Below are 14,641 nucleotides of genomic sequence, written 5' to 3'. Positions count from 1 at the left end.
GGCGATCCTGCCCTCGGCGACCAGGGCCAGGACCACGGTGGCGGTGAAGGTCTTGGTGTTGCTGCCGATCCTGACGTGCCCGTCCACCGGCGGCTCGGCGGTGCCGCCCAGCTCGGCGAGGCCGGCGCTGCCGGCCCACTCGCCCTGCTCGTCGCGCACGCGCAGCGCCACGCCGACGAAGCCGGCGTCGACCATCTCCTGCATGACCTTGCGCAGCCCGGAGCGGTCCTGCCCGGCGTCGAGCGCTTCAGTGATCTTGCGGGCCATCTCGGTCATGGTGGGGCTGGGCCTGCCCTGGGTGGCGGCTTCGACGGCGACCAGGACGGTGCGGCGGAAGTTGCCTGCCTCGGCCGGCGCCTGCTCCTTGAGCAGGCTCACCGAGGCGGTCAGCGCGGGCAGCACCTCGTCGGCGAGCGCGGCGGTGCTCTTGGCGGAGAGCCCCTTCGGCGCCTTGGCGAGCACATGCCCGACCAGGCCGGTCGCGGAGGTCAGGGCGATCGAGCCCTCGGTGGCGGCCTTGTGCGGCGAGCCGGCCGCGCCGGCGGCGGTCATCAGCGAGACCGCGCCCCAGGCGGCGGTCCGCAGGGTGTGCTGGTCCTGCTCGGAAAGGGTGACGGACATGGCTGCGTGCTCCTTGGAAGCTGGTTGGTGTTGTTCATTGCAACGGATCGCGCTGATACCGGGCCGTCGTGCTCCTGACACGGCGTGCTCCGGCCGGCGGTCGCCGTGTCAGCTCGTGATCGGGGAGATCCACTCGGTGAGCTGGACCGTCACCCCGTTGGGGTCGGCGAGCCGCGTCACCAGCTCGCCCCACGGCTCCCGCCGCAGCGGGACGGTGATGGGGGCGCCTTCGGCGCGCAGCCGCTCGTACTCGGCGGCCAGGCCGGTGATCGAGAAGACGACGGTGGCGTCCGCCAGGCCCTGCCCCGGCTGCCACCGCTCGGGGTCGAGCCGGACCAGGATCAGATCGACGGCCCCGTCGTCACGGCCCAGCACGGTGAAGCCCTCGCCGGCCAGGATCTCGCGGAAGCCGAGGTGGCTGGTGAAGAACCCGCTGGAGACGGCCGGGTCTACGACGGTCAGGGAGATCGCGGAAGAGACGATGTTCACACCGCCACACCAGAAAAAGACATGAACCCATCTACCTCGCAAAAGGCGTGATTTTCCGACGGGTCAAGCATCGTGGCGGGCGACACCGTGGATCAACGGCGACTATCGCAACGGTCGTCAACCTGTGGTTGACGGTCCCAGGTCCCGCACCACGCGGGCGAGCGCGCGGATCATGTCGTTCTCCGCCTCGGTATGCCACACCAGCCCGTACGGCAGCGGCGCCATGTCCGTGACCGGCAGGTACACGATGTCAGGGCGCGGCGAGTAGCGGGACACGTGGGCAGGGAAGAGCGAGACCGTTTCGCCGATGGCCGTGTGCATGAGGATGTCCTCGAAGGTGTGCACGACGGTGACACGTTCGATCGACCGGCCCTTCGGCGTGAGCCTGGGCACGTAGCGATCCAGCCATTCACCGGGCACCCCCTCGACGTCGATGTGCTGGAAGTCGCTGACCGCCTCCAGGGAGGCCGTGGACCACTTGGCCAGCGCGTTGTCGGCGGCGACGGCCAGCACCCTGGGCTCGGCGAAGAGCAGGGGTCCCACGGTCAGGTCGGGCTCGTCCACGGGCGGCCAGGTGACCAGCACGTCCACCTCTCCGTTCCGCAACTGGGCGAACGGGTCGGAGTAGGCCGACACGCGCAGCCGCAGCTCCCACTGCGGGTACAGGGAGCGGAAGGTCTCCCAGTAGCGGCGCTGCTCCTGGACGTTGACGGGGAACAGGCTGACCCGCAGGGTGCCGCTCTTGCCCCGGGCCGCCAGCCGGGCCCGCTCCAGGCTCTGCGTCAGCCCCTGGTGCACCTGGCGCAGGTCGTCGCGGAGCTGCTCGCCCACCGGGGTGAGGCGGACGTTGCGGCTGTCGCGGGCGAACAGCTCGACGCCGACGGCCCGTTCCTGCTTCTTGAGCGCCTTGCTGACGGCGGCCACGGAGACGTGCAGCCGCTCGGCGGCGCGGCCGAAGTGCAGCTCCTCGGCGAGGGTCAGGAAGATCTCGATGTCGCGCAGCTCCACAGACACCTCCTGCCAGGGAGACCGTTCATTCGGTGCGTAAGTATGACATGCCCGACACCGCCTCCCGGCCGCGCGACGGCTGGGACGCGAGTCGCGCTCGCGTCCAGCGCCTGTGCGCGCGTCAGGCAGCCGCTCCCGGGCCTGGCAGCAGCTCGACGTCGCCGGCGCGCATCGGCTCGCCGCAGCCGGCGCAGCGCAGCTCGACGTGGCTGATCTCGCCGCACGCGTGATGCCGGTAGAGCACCGGCGGCCCCGCCTCGCCCGCCAGCCACCGGTCTCCCCACCCCGCCATCACCATGAGCAGATCCACCAGCTCGGCGCCCTTCACCGTCAGCCGGTACTCGTATCGCGGCCGGTTGTCGTAGGGGTGCCGCTCCAGCACGCCCTGCCCGACCAGGTGGTTGAGCCGCTCGGTCAGCACCTTGCGGGAGATCCCGAGATCGGCCTGGAGCTGGTCGAAGCGGTTCAGCTCGGCCCACACGTCACGCAGGATCAGCGGCGACCAGGGCTCGCCGATCACGTCGAGGGTGCGGGCGATGGAGCAGGCCATCTCCGCGAAGTTCGTGCGTTGCATGCGATCAGTCTAGCCATTGGGGTTCCCTGAAGGAACTCCGGGTGTTACGGTCATGGAGTCTCTTGAAGGAACCCCGCGTAGGAGAAGACATGCTCAACGACGACGTCCGCAGCGCACTCGACGGCAACTCCCTGGCCCACCTCGCCACCGTCCTGCCCGACGGCTCGCCCCACACCGTCCCGCTCTGGATCGGCACCCACGGCGACCACGTCGTCTTCCTCACGGGCCCCGACTCCCGCAAGGCCCGCAACCTGCGCCGCGACCCGCGCGTGGCGCTCTCACTGACGACGGCCGACAACCCGTTCGAGCCCGTCATCGTCCGGGGGCGGGTCGTCGAATGGCTCGAAGGCGACGCGGCCTGGGAGATCATCGACCGGATCGCCGCCAAGTACATCGGCGGGCCCTACACGCGGGACGTGGCGCGCGTCGTCGCCCTCGTCGAGCCCGAGCGGCAGATCGTCGGCACGCAGTGACCGCCTCGGCGCGGGTGGCGGCGCTACGGAACGGGCTCAGCCGGCCCTCGGCACGTCGTTGACCGGATACCGGGCGCCCTGCCCGGTCAGCACCCGCACGGCCTCCTCGGCGGCGACCCGCCGCACCGTCTCGACGGCCTGCTCGGAGTAGTAGGCGGCGTGCGGGGTGACGATCACGTTCGGCAGCGCGAGGAGCGGGTTGACGGGCCGCCAGCCGCGCTGCTTGGCGGGCTCCTCCTCCAGGTCGTCCAGCGCCGCGCCGGCGATCCACCCCTGCGTGAGCGCCTCGTGCAGCGCCGCGTCCTCGACGATCGGCCCCCGGGCGGTGTTGACCAGGACGGCCGTCGGCTTCATCCTGCGCAGCGTCGCCCGGTCGAAGGTGTGGTGCGTCTCGGGGGTGAGCGGCGCCTGGATCACCAGGTAGTCGGCGCCCTCCACGAGCTCGTCGAAGGAGACCGGCCGCACCTGCCGCGTCCGCAGCTCGGCCTCGTCCACGAACGGGTCGTGCGCCCACACCTCGACGCCGAACGCCTGCGCGCGTCCGGCGATGAGCTGGGCGATGGCGCCGAAGGACAGCAGCCCGAACACCCGCCCCCGCAGCCGCCAGATCGGCTGCCCGCTCTGCCACCGCCACTCGCCCTGCCGGGTCGCCCGGTCGTAGACGCAGATCCTGCGGGCGGCGGCGAGCCAGAGGGCGACGGCGTGGTCGGCGACCTCCTCGGCGCACCACTCGTTCGGCGCGTTGGTGACCTGGATGCCGTGCCGGGTGGCGGCGTCCACGTCCACGATGTCCACGCCCGTGCCGTAGCGGGCGATCACCCGGCAGCGGGTGAAGGCGTCGATGGCGCGGGACCCGACCCTGGCGTACTGGGTCAGCACGCCGTCGGCGTCCCTGCCCCGCTCGATCACCTCGTCCTCGCTCTTGCACTGCGCGGCGAGCAGCTCGAACCCGGCGCCCTCGACGATCGCGCGCTCGATGTCCACGTCGCCGAAGTCGGAGTCGGCGATCATGATGGTGCCTCTCGGGTCAGTGCGAGTCACGGGGTATCCCCTTGGTGTGTGCGAGGTCCTGGTAGGACAGGGCGAGCTCCAGGCAGCCCCCGCTGTCGAGCTGCCCGACCGTGGCGCGGTAGATCTCCTGCCACGGCGTCTGGTTCTCCAGGGCGGGCGGCGTGTACGTGGCCCACCGCGCGGCGATCTCCTCGTCCGTCAGCAGGACGTCCACCCGCGCCTGACCGATGTCCACGCGGATGCGGTCGCCGGTGCGCAGGATGGCGAGGTTGCCGCCGACGGCGGCTTCGGGGCTGGCGTTGAGTATGGACGGCGCGTCCGACGTGCCGCTCTGGCGGCCGTCGCCGAGCGTGGGCAGCGTGGTGACGCCCATCCTGAGCAGCGCGGCGGGCACCTCCATGTTGACGACCTCGGCGGAGCCCGGGTAGCCGATCGGCCCGGTGTAGCGGATGACGAGGATGCAGCCCTCGTCCACGCCCAGCCCGGGATCGTTGATGCGGGCGTGGTAGTCCTCGGGCCCCTCGAAGACGACGGCGCGGTAGTCGGACACCGCGGGGAAGTCGTCGGTGAGCACCGAGGTCTTCATGACCGCGGAGTCGAACAGGTTGCCCGTCATGACGAGGAGCCCGCCCCGCGCGGCGAGCGGCTCGGCGTAGGGGCGGATGACCGCCGGGTCGGCGGGCGGGGCGTCGGCCAGGTTCCCGGCCACGGTCCGGCCGGAGACGGTGACGGCGTCGCCGTGCAGGCGGCCCGCGTCCAGCAGCGACCGCATGAGAGCGGGGACGCCGCCGGCGCGGTAGAAGTCCTCGCCCAGGAACTCGCCCGCTGGGGCGACGTTCGTCAGCACCGGGACGTCGGCCCCGACGCGTTGCCAGTCCTGGATGGTCAGCGGCACCCCGGCGTGCCGGGCGATCGCGTTGACGTGCACGGGCACGTTGGTGGACGCGGCGATGGCGGAGGCCACGACGATCGCGTTCTCGAAGGCCCGCATCGTCATGACCTCGCGCGGGGTGAGGTCCTCACGCACCAGGTCCACCGCCCGCCGCCCGGTCTCGTACGCGATCTGCGCCCGCCGCCGGTACGGGGCGGGGATCGCCGCGCAGCCGGGCAGCGACATGCCCAAAGCCTCGGCCACGCTGTTCATCGACAGCGCGGTGCCCATCGTGTTGCAGTGGCCGACGCTGGGAGCGGACGCGCACACGCGCGCCATGAACTCGTCGTAGTCGATCTCCCCGGTGGCCAGCAGCCGCTTCGACTGCCAGATGACCAGCCCCGAGCCGGACGCGGCCATCCGCTGCCCCTGGTGGTAGCCGTTCACCATGGGCCCGCCGGACAGCACGATCGCCGGCAGGTTCACCGTGGCCGCCGCCATCAGGCACGCGGGCGTGGTCTTGTCGCAGCCCGTCGTCAGGACGACCCCGTCGAGCGGATAGCCGTGGAGCACCTCGACCAGCCCCAGGTAGGCGAGGTTGCGGTCCAGCGCGGCGGTCGGGCGCTTGCCGGTCTCCTGCAGCGGATGGACGGGGAACTCCAGCGGGATGCCGCCGTTGTCGCGGATCCCGTCCCTGACCCGGTCGGCGAGGGCGAGGTGGTGGCGGTTGCAGGGGACGAGGTCGCTGCCCGTCTGGGCGATGCCGATGATCGGCCGCCCGGACCTCAGCTCGGCCGGGGTCAGCCCGAAGTTGAGGAACCGTTCGAGATACAGGGCCGTCATCTCCGGGTTGCCCGCGTTGTCCCACCACGCCTGGCTGCGCAGCTCCGCCGGTGCCATCAGTTGCTCCGATCGCGGCGCGCCCGCGCCAGGGTGACGCCGCTGGCGATCACCCCGATGTGGCTGAACGCCTGCGGGAAGTTGCCCATGAACGCCCCCGTCGCCGGATCGATCTGCTCGGGGAGCAGCCCGAGCGGGCTGGCCCGGGCGCACAACGACTCGTACAGCGCCTCCGCCTGCTCCACCTGTCCCTGCAAGGCGAGGTTGTCGACCAGCCAGAAGCTGCACAGCAGGAACGCCCCCTCGTCGCCGGGCAGCCCGTCAGGGGAGCGGTCGTGCAGGTAGCGGTAGAGCAGCCCGTCCCCGGCGGACAGCCGCTCGGCGACGGCCTTCGTGGTGGCCACCATCCGCGGATGATCGGCGGGGACGACCTGCCGCAGCGGGAGCGCGAGCAGGCTGGCGTCCAGGTCGCCGTCACCGTCGAGGTGCTCGCTCAGGCACTGGGCGTCCTCGTTCCAGGACTGCTCCAGGATGAGCCGGCGCAGCTCGTCGGCGGTGGCGCGCCAGCGCGCGACCGGCCCCGGCAGGCCGAGCCGCTCGCCGATCGTGGCGGCCCGCTCCAGCGCCACCTGGCACATCCCGGTCGAGTAGGTGAAGACGCGGCCCTCGCTGCGCACCTCCCAGATGCCCTGGTCGGGCTGCCGCCACGCGGTCGCGGCGCTGTCCGCCAGCTCCGCCAGGCCGGCCCACAGCGGCGGCTGGATCTCGCCGCCCGAGCGCAGCCACTGCGCGGCGCAGTCGAGCACCTCGCCGTAGACGTCGTGCTGGCGCTGGCCGGCCGCGCCGTTGCCCCACCGCACCGGAGCCGAGCCCCGGTAACCCTCCAGCTCGGCGTCCCGCACCTCCTCGGGCACGGCCTCGCCGTGCAGCGTGTACATGATGCGCGGCACGCGGCTGTTCTCGAACGCGTCGAGCACCCAGCCGAGGAAGGCGTCGGCCTCACCGCCGAAGCCGATGCGGCGCAGCGCGAACACGGCGTAGGCGGCGTCCCTGATCCAGGCGTAGCGGTAGTCCCAGTTGCGGACGCCGCCGATCGGCGCGGGCAGCGACGAGGTGGGGGCGGCGACCAGCGAGCCGTTGACCCAGTCGTCGCACAGCTTCAACGTGATCGCGGAGCGCCGGACCAGCGGCTCCTGCGGGCCGTCGTACCCGCAGTGCCGCATCCAGCGGCGCCACGCCCCGGCGGTGTCCCGCAGCATCGCCTCGGGGTCGAACCGGTGGTGGCGGTGGATGCGTCCCCAGGACAACACCAGGTCGAGACGGTCACCCTGCCCCAGCTCGTGCACGGTCTCCAGGCCGTCCAGCGGACGGCCGGCCCGCAGATGCAGCCGCAGGTCCGGCCGCCGGGACGCCCGCACCTCCAGACCGCTGGCCCTGACCCTGCCCTGCCCGCCGCCACGCGGCGACAGCTCCGCGCGCAGACGGACCGTCCCGTCCAGCACCACCGCGCGACGCACCAGCTCGCACCGGCCCGCGCCCGCGTCGTCGCCGAGGTCCGCGCCGGCCCGCAGGGCCAGCGCGTCGGTGATCCGCACCACGCCGGACGGGCCGCGCAGCTCGGTGACCAGCACCGCCGTGTCGGGCTCGTAGTAGTGGCGGGCCTCGGCCAGATCCTCGATCGTCACCGTGAAGTGCCCGCCCCGCGCGTGGTCCAGCAGCCCGCACAGCAGCGGATCGCTGTCGAAACGCGGCAGGCACAACCACGGGATCGAGCCGTCGAGGCCCACCAGGGCCGCCGTGGCGCCGTCACCGATCAGCCCGTGATCCTCCAGCGGCAGGTAGCCGCCGTGCCTGCGGACCGGGCGGAACGGTGGATCGGGATCGAGCATGCCGGGTTCCTCCTACGGCGGTCAGGCGTTCTTCACGACAGCGAAGGCCGCTGAGGCGACGGCGAGCAGGACGCCGATGAGGACGACGGCCCGCGTGGTGTAGATGTGGCGCATCGGCCTACCTCCGATCAGTTCCGAGAAGCTTCGATCAGCTCGTCAGACGAAGACGAAGCGCTCGGTGTGGACGCGCTCCGCCGGCACGCCCAGCTCGGCCAGGGTGGCCTCCACGGCGTCGAGCATGGGCGGCGGCCCGCAGACGAAGTACTGCATCCGCTCGAAGCGCGGCGGCAGGTGCCTGCGGATCAGGGCCTGGTCGATCCGGCCGCTCTCCTGCGTCCAGCCCTCCGGAGGGACCTCAGGGACGAGCACCGTGGTGAGGTCGAGCCGCCCCTGAAGCTGCCCGATCTCCTCCAGGAACGTGGCGTCGTCGAGCGTGCGGCTGGCGTAGATCAGCAGGCAGGGCCGCCGGTCGTCGCGGTCGGCGAAGGTGCGCAGCATGCTCATCAGCGGCCCGATGCCGACCCCGCCGGCGATCAGGACGAAGCCGGGGCCCTCGTTCCTGTCAGGGGTGAAGACGCCGTGCGGGCCGTCCAGGTAGGCGCGGGTGCCGGGACGCAGGCCCGCCACGCCACGGGTGAAGTCGCCGAGCGCCTTGATGCTGAGCTGCACCCCGCCGTCGGACTCCGCGCTGGAGGAGAAGGAGAAGGGATGCTGGGTGAGGGCGAACGGGGAACGTTCCACGCTGATCCAGCCGAACTGGCCGGGCTCGAAGCCGAACCCGTCGTGCCCGACCGGCCGCAGCGTGAGCGTGGTGGTGTCGCCCCGCTCCGCGGTGACCTCCGCGACCTCCCACGGCTGCCGCAGCCTGCGCAGCGGGCGGACCAGGCGCACCCAGCCGATCAGGCTGAGGAAGGCGGCCGTCATCACCGCCCACAGCACCTGCTTCCACAGCGTGTCCACGTAGTAGTTGACCAGCTCGACGTGTACGAGGGCGAACAGCACGGCCACGACGGACAGCGCCGCGTGCAGGCCCTGCCACACCTCGTACCGCAGGCGGAAGCGCCGCCGCCACCTGGAGGTGGCCATGACGGCCAGCAGGCAGAGGGTCGACACGACCGCGAAGCGGGCCCGCCAGGGCGCCGTCACCGGGTTGAACAGCGCGATCAGGTCGAGGTCCCGCACCAGCAGCAGCACCGGGTGGGCCAGGACGAACAGGGTCGCGACGTAGCTGATCTGCCGGTGGAACTGCACCACCGCGTCCTCGCCGAACGGCGCGCTGGCCGTCTGGAACCGGGCCACCAGCGCGAACTGCAGCCCCATCATCGACAATCCGACGAAGCCCAGGGCCACCGAGAAGTCCACGACGAAGCCGCGTCCGGGCGGGCTGTCGCCGAGCAGGGCGAACACCAGCGGGGCCACGGAGACGACCACGTAGGTCCCCGTCCAGAAGACGCCTCGGACAGCCAGCGACATCGCAGCCGATTCCCCCTTTTGCCCGGCACGACCCGTATGGCCAGGGCCCTACCCGGCGCTCGAATCGGGGACGCTCCGCAGGGCGTAAAGGCGCCACAAAGGGCGTACTCCCGGCAGACCGCCGCGTCAGTCGCGCTCGCCCGGCTCCTCCCGGCTCCCCGCGGCGGCCACCCCTGTGGGGAACTCCTCGATCCCGAGCACCCGCAGCAGCTCCAGCCGCTCGCGCGTTTCGTCGTCCGCCGGCGTGAACACCAGCAGTTGCTGCCCCTGGTCGGGCGTGAACAGGGTCTCGCAGTTCATCACCAGCCGCCCCACCCGCGGATGCAGCAGCGTCTTGCGGTTGGCGCGGCGCACCGCCACCTCGTGCTCCGCCCACAGCCGCCGGAAGTCGGCGCTCTCGGCCTCCAGCCGCTCGACGAGCTCGGTGACGACCGGGTCACCGGCCCGGCGGCCGGCGACCGCGCGCAGGTCGGCGACGATCTGGCGGGCCTGATGCTCCTGCTCCTCCGGCGGGTGGACGGCGCGGGCGGCGGGGTCGGTGAACCACCGGTAGGCGATGTAGCGCCGCTCGCCGGCGAACTGGGCGAGGTCGCTCATCAGCAGCAGCGCCACCCGGTTCTGGGCCAGCACCTCGCCCAGGTCGGACAGCACCACGGCCGGCGTGTCGCCGAGCAGGTCGAGCATGCGGATCAGGCCGGCGCGGGCCAGCCGGGCCACCCCGTCGGCGGGCGGCGGACGGTGACCGGCCAGGTGGAAGAGGTGGTCGCGCTCGTCGTCGGACAGGCGCAGCGCCCGCGCCAGCGCGCCCAGCAACTGCGTGGACGGCTGGCTGCTGCGGCCCTGCTCCAGGCGTACGACGTAGTCGACCGACATGCCGGCGAGCATCGCCACCTCCTCCCTGCGCAGGCCGCTGGTACGGCGGCGCGGGCTGCCGGTCAGCCCCACCTCCGCCGGGCGGATCGCCTCGCGGCGGCGGCGCAGGAAGTCGGCGAGCTGCTCACGTTCCATGCCCTCATACTGCCGCGCGACCGGCGAGCCGAGCCAGGGAGCGGCTCTCCCATGATGAACGCTCCGCTTACGCCCGCCCTGACCTGCGGTTCAGAGTGAGGGGACGATATCGGACAGGGGAGGACATCATGCGGACACGAATCCTGGGCAGCACAGGACCGGCCGTCTCCGCGCTCGGGCTGGGCGCGATGGGCATGTCGGGCGGGTACGGCGAGAGCGACCGCGCGGAGAGCATCGCCACCGTGCACGCGGCTCTGGACGCCGGCGTCACGCTGATCGACACCGGCGACTTCTACGCCATGGGCCACAACGAGCTGCTGCTGGCCGAGGCGCTGCGCGGCCGGGACCGCGACAGCTACCAGCTCAGCGTCAAGTTCGGCCAGCTCCGGGGGCCCGGCGGCGAGTTCGGCGGGCAGGACGGCCGTCCGGAAGCGGTGAAGAACTTCCTGGCCTACTCGCTGACCAGGCTGGGCACCGACCACCTCGACATCTACCGGCCCGCCCGGCTGGACCGGTCGGTGCCGATCGAGGAGACGGTGGGCGCGATCAAGGAGATGGTGGAGGCCGGGCACGTCCGGCACATCGGGCTCTCCGAGGTCGACGCGGAGACGATCCGCCGGGCGCACGCCGTGCACCCCATCGCCGACCTGCAGATCGAGTACTCGCTGCTCTCGCGGGCGGTGGAGGCGGACGTCCTGCCCACCCTCAAGGAGCTCGGCATCGGCCTGACCGCCTACGGCATCCTCGGCCGCGGCCTGATCTCCGGGCACTGGACCCCCGGTCACACCGCGGGCCCCGGCGACCTGCGCGGCCTCAGCCCCCGCTTCTCCAGCGGGAACGTGGAGCACAACCTCGCCCTCGTGGACGCGCTGCGCCGGGTCGCGGAGGCGAAGGGCTGCACCGTCGCCCAGCTCGCCATCGCCTGGGTGGCCGCGCAGGGGGAGCACATCGTGCCGCTGGTGGGCGCCCGCACCCGCGAGCGGCTGGCGGAGGCGCTGCCCGCGCTCGACCTGGTTCTGACAGCGGACGACCTCGCCGAGATCGAGAAGGCGGTGCCGTCGGGGGCGGCGCGCGGTGACCGCTACCCGGCCGTGTTCATGGCCGACCTGGGCGTGGGCAACTGACGCGCCATCAGGACACCTGCTGACCGGCCACCCCGGGCTTTCCGAGCTCGGGGTGGCCGGTCTTGTCTGGGTTTCCTGGCTCGGGGCAGCCGGTCGTCTCGTCGCTTGTGACGGGGGCGAGCCACAGCCCGACCAGGGCGTCGATCAGCCCGGTCGCGGTGCCCTGCCAGCTCTCCCGCGGCGTGGGAGCGCCCTCCGCGAGCGCCCGTTCGCGCACGGCGCAGGCGTGCAGGACGAGCTGGCGCATCATCTCGCCCCGCTCGGTGCGCACGGCGGGCGGCAGCGCGGGCAGGCAGCGGTTGAACCCCTCGATGTTGCGTTGCAGCGACGGTGAGGCGCGGCTCTCCTCGGCGGTGATCGCGTTGAGCGCGGGGTCGGTGCCCACCTGCGCGAGGAAGCGGGCGTACCAGGTGGGGGAGCCGAGCCGGGCGAGGTGCTCGGTGACGGGCCGCACCATGCAGGACACCCAGTCGCGGACGTCGCCGGAGCCCTCGACGGCGGCCAGCATCTCGGCGCGGTGCCGTTCGATCGACTCGCTGTGCTTGCGCACGATGGCCTGGACCAGGTGGGTCTTGGTACCGAAGTGGTAGCCGACCGCGGCGGTGTTGCCCTGCCCCGCGGCCTCGCTGATCTGCCGGTTGGACACGGAGAAGACGCCGTGCTCGGCGAACAGCCGCTCGGCCGCCGTCAGGATGTGGTCTCGGGTCACTTCGACGCGTTCGGCACGCGCGGTCCTGCCGGTCATCATCACCATCTCACCTGAAATGTGCTGGGTCGCCCTGCGTCCACGTCCGTTCACCATGATCTCGCCGCTCCGTGAAGTTCGCCAAACCTCCATCCCGCGGTTGGTGACCAGATCGCCGCTGCTAATGTTAACTCAAGTGATTGATTTAATCCTTGGACGTTGACTTCCCCCGCCGCTACGGAGGCTTTCCCGCATGACTGACAACCCCGCCCGCGCCGCGCACGCGGCCAGCCCGCCGAGGGCGAGCACCTTCGTGGTGGTGCTCGCCTTCAGCGGGATCGCGGTGTCGCTGATGCAGACCCTGGTGATCCCGCTGGTGCCCGAGCTGCCCAAGCTGCTGAACGCCTCGGCCGCCGACGCCGCCTGGGCGATCACCGCCACGCTGCTCGCCAGCGCCGCCGCGACACCGGTGATGGGGCGGCTGGGCGACATGTACGGCAAGCGGCGCATGCTGCTGGTCAGCCTGTTCCTGCTGATCGCCGGATCCGTCCTGTGCGGCCTCAGCGACTCACTGACACCCATGATCGTCGGCCGGGCGTTGCAGGGCCTGGCCTCGGGCGTCATCCCGCTCGGCATCAGCATCATGCGCGACGAGCTGCCCGCCGAACGCCTCGGCTCCGCCATCGCCTCCATGAGCGCCTCCCTCGGCGTGGGCGGCGCGCTCGGCCTGCCCGCCGCCGCCCTCATCGCCGAGAACTTCGACTGGCACGTCCTGTTCTGGACCGCGGCGGCGCTCGGGGCCGTCGCGTTCGTCCTGGTGCTGACGCTGGTGCCGGAATCCGCGGTACGCAGCGGCGGACGCTTCGACTTCGTCGGCGCCATCGGGCTGTCCGGCGCGCTGGTGTGCCTGCTCCTGGCCATCTCCAAGGGCGCCGACTGGGGCTGGGGCGACGCGCTCACCATCAGCCTGTTCGCCGTGGCGGTCGTGGTGCTGCTGCTGTGGGGCTGGTGGGAGCTGCGCACCCGCGAGCCGATGGTCGACCTGCGCACCACCGCCCGGCGCCAGGTGCTCTTCACCAACCTCGCCTCCATCATGCTCGGCTTCGCGATGTTCGCGATGTCGCTGGTGCTGCCGCAGCTTCTCCAGCTGCCCGAGGCCACCGGGTACGGGCTCGGCCAGTCGGTGCTGGCCGCGGGCCTGGTCATGGCGCCGTCCGGCGTGGTCATGCTGCTGCTGGCGCCCGTCGCGGCCCGCCTGTCCGCCGCCTACGGGCCGAAGGTGACGCTGATGCTCGGCGCGATCATCGTGGCCGCCGGTTACGGCCTCAACATCGTGCTGATGTCCGAGGTGTGGCAGCTCGTCCTGGTCTCCTGCGTCATCGGGGCGGGCATCGGGTTCGCGTACGCCTCCATGCCCGCCCTCGTCATGGGCGCGGTGCCGGTGTCCGAGACGGCCGCCGCCAACAGCCTCAACACGCTGATGCGGGCGATCGGCACCTCCGTGTCCAGCGCCGTCGCCGGGGTGATCCTGGCCGAGATGACCACCAGGTTCGGGCCCGCCGAGCTGCCCTCCGAGGACGGGTTCCGCGTCGTGCTGGCCATCGGCGCCGGCGCCGCCCTGCTGTCCTTCCTGCTCGCCGCCTTCCTGCCCCGCCGCAACGCGTCCGCTGTCCCCGCGGTCTCCCACCACGCTCCAGCCCCGGTCACTCAGACGGCCCCGGTGGTTCCGGCCTTCACAGAGGACGAGCCGCAGCTCGCGTACGCCATCCCCGACGCGGCCCGCCAGGAAGGCGCGGTCGAGATCCGCGGCTTCGTCAGCGGCGACGACGGCCAGCCGGTCGGCCACGCCACGCTGACCCTGATCGACCTGCGCGGCCACCAGCTCGGCAGGGCCATGAGCCTGGCCGACGGCGGCTACAGCATCTGGACGCCCGGCACCGGCACCTACGTCCTGATCGCCTCCGCCGCCCACCGCGACCCCCAGGTGGCCACCCTCGTCGTGGGCGAACAGCCGCTCGACTTCAACCTGATCCTCGCCGGATCGAGCAAGCTCATCGGCGCCGTACGCGACCTGGAGGGCAAGCCGGTGCCCGGCGCGGTGCTCGTCCTCACCGACGTCCGCGGCGAGGTGCTGTCCACGAGCACCACCGACCCGGACGGCGCCTACTCCTTCTCCGGGATGACAGCCGGCCACTACACGCTGGCCGTCAGCGCCGACACCTACCGCCCGACCGCCGTCTTCGTCGAGACCCACGGCACCGGCCAGACCAGGCAGGACGTCGAGCTGCGGCCGGGCACCCGGATCCGCGGCACCGTACGGGTGCGCGACGGGGTCCCGCTGGCCGACGCCCGGGTCACGCTGCTGGACGCCGCCGGGAACGTGGTCGGCACCACGACCACGGCCGACGACGGCGCGTACGCCTTCGCCGACCTGACCGGCGGCCAGTACACCCTCATCGCCACCGGCTACCCGCCCGTCGCCGACACCGTGACCATCAACGGCCGCGACGACGACGACCGCGACCTGTGGCTGGCCCACAAGGACTGACCGGCCCAGGTCTTTCGAACCAAGCAC

General features: G+C 72.1%; 13 protein-coding genes and 1 pseudogene. 4 read left to right on the top strand and 10 right to left on the bottom strand.

All coding sequences use genetic code 11. The features are described 5' to 3' along the window. From ABD331_RS57180 to ABD331_RS57165, 4 genes are all read right to left on the bottom strand, one after another. Window positions 1–621 (bottom strand): serine hydrolase (locus ABD331_RS57180; protein WP_344495387.1); only part of this gene is annotated, 621 nt, incomplete at its 3' end. A gap of 108 nt (window positions 622–729) precedes the next feature. Further along, on the bottom strand, window positions 730–1,110 hold the full coding sequence (locus ABD331_RS57175; protein WP_344495385.1) for a VOC family protein: 381 nt from the start codon (window positions 1,108–1,110) through the stop codon (window positions 730–732). 117 nt (window positions 1,111–1,227) lie between these two features. Then, the gene (locus ABD331_RS57170; protein ID WP_344495383.1) at window positions 1,228–2,118 is read right to left on the bottom strand and encodes a LysR family transcriptional regulator; all 891 of its coding nucleotides are present in this window, start codon (window positions 2,116–2,118) and stop codon (window positions 1,228–1,230) included. Window positions 2,119–2,239: 121 nt separating this feature from the next. Then, window positions 2,240–2,692, bottom strand: a complete 453-nt coding sequence (locus ABD331_RS57165) for a winged helix-turn-helix transcriptional regulator (RefSeq protein ID WP_344495381.1) — start codon at window positions 2,690–2,692, stop codon at window positions 2,240–2,242. Window positions 2,693–2,781: 89 nt separating this feature from the next. On the opposite strand from ABD331_RS57165, the gene ABD331_RS57160 reads away from it, so the two are divergent. Next, window positions 2,782–3,165: a PPOX class F420-dependent oxidoreductase gene (locus tag ABD331_RS57160; protein ID WP_344495379.1), complete on the top strand. Its 384-nt coding sequence runs from the start codon at window positions 2,782–2,784 to the stop codon at window positions 3,163–3,165. Between the two features lie 36 nt (window positions 3,166–3,201). Here ABD331_RS57160 and ABD331_RS57155 read toward each other — a convergent pair whose 3' ends face one another. The 5 genes from ABD331_RS57155 to ABD331_RS57135 all read right to left on the bottom strand — a co-directional run bounded on the left by ABD331_RS57155 (window position 3,202) and on the right by ABD331_RS57135 (window position 10,257). Beyond that, complete coding sequence (locus ABD331_RS57155; protein WP_344495376.1) at window positions 3,202–4,206, bottom strand: C-terminal binding protein; 1,005 nt, start codon at window positions 4,204–4,206, stop codon at window positions 3,202–3,204. Continuing rightward, window positions 4,193–5,947: an IlvD/Edd family dehydratase gene (locus ABD331_RS57150; RefSeq protein ID WP_344495373.1), complete on the bottom strand. Its 1,755-nt coding sequence runs from the start codon at window positions 5,945–5,947 to the stop codon at window positions 4,193–4,195. Before ABD331_RS57150 ends, ABD331_RS57155 begins: the two co-directional genes overlap by 14 nt. Further along, on the bottom strand, window positions 5,947–7,776 hold the full coding sequence (locus ABD331_RS57145; protein WP_344495371.1) for a glycoside hydrolase family 15 protein: 1,830 nt from the start codon (window positions 7,774–7,776) through the stop codon (window positions 5,947–5,949). Before ABD331_RS57145 ends, ABD331_RS57150 begins: the two co-directional genes overlap by 1 nt. A 156-nt stretch (window positions 7,777–7,932) precedes the next feature. After that, window positions 7,933–9,249 carry a ferredoxin reductase family protein gene (locus ABD331_RS57140; RefSeq protein ID WP_344495369.1) on the bottom strand — a complete coding sequence of 439 codons (1,317 nt, stop codon included), beginning with the start codon at window positions 9,247–9,249 and terminating at the stop codon, window positions 7,933–7,935. A gap of 126 nt (window positions 9,250–9,375) precedes the next feature. Beyond that, entirely contained in the window at window positions 9,376–10,257 is an 882-nt protein-coding gene (locus ABD331_RS57135; RefSeq protein WP_344495367.1) for a helix-turn-helix transcriptional regulator, read from the bottom strand. A gap of 128 nt (window positions 10,258–10,385) precedes the next feature. On the opposite strand from ABD331_RS57135, the gene ABD331_RS57130 reads away from it, so the two are divergent. Beyond that, on the top strand, window positions 10,386–11,381 hold the full coding sequence (locus tag ABD331_RS57130) for an aldo/keto reductase (RefSeq protein ID WP_344495365.1): 996 nt from the start codon (window positions 10,386–10,388) through the stop codon (window positions 11,379–11,381). A gap of 7 nt (window positions 11,382–11,388) precedes the next feature. On the opposite strand, the gene ABD331_RS57125 is transcribed toward ABD331_RS57130, so the two are convergent. After that, entirely contained in the window at window positions 11,389–12,129 is a 741-nt protein-coding gene (locus ABD331_RS57125; RefSeq protein ID WP_425566285.1) for a TetR/AcrR family transcriptional regulator, read from the bottom strand. Window positions 12,130–12,319: 190 nt separating this feature from the next. Between ABD331_RS57125 and ABD331_RS57120 the strand changes: the two are divergent. Continuing rightward, a pseudogene (locus ABD331_RS57120) lies at window positions 12,320–13,735 on the top strand (MFS transporter); the annotation flags it as partial. 225 nt (window positions 13,736–13,960) lie between these two features. Next, complete coding sequence (locus ABD331_RS57115; protein ID WP_344495389.1) at window positions 13,961–14,614, top strand: MSCRAMM family protein; 654 nt, start codon at window positions 13,961–13,963, stop codon at window positions 14,612–14,614. Window positions 14,615–14,641 lie beyond the last annotated feature (27 nt).

Origin of the sequence: Nonomuraea monospora (assembly GCF_039531895.1) — a bacterium.
Classification (GTDB): Bacteria; Actinomycetota; Actinomycetes; order Streptosporangiales; family Streptosporangiaceae; genus Nonomuraea; species Nonomuraea monospora.
The sequence above is the reverse complement of the archived record's forward strand: the minus strand, read 5'-3'. Positions and strand labels throughout refer to the sequence as shown.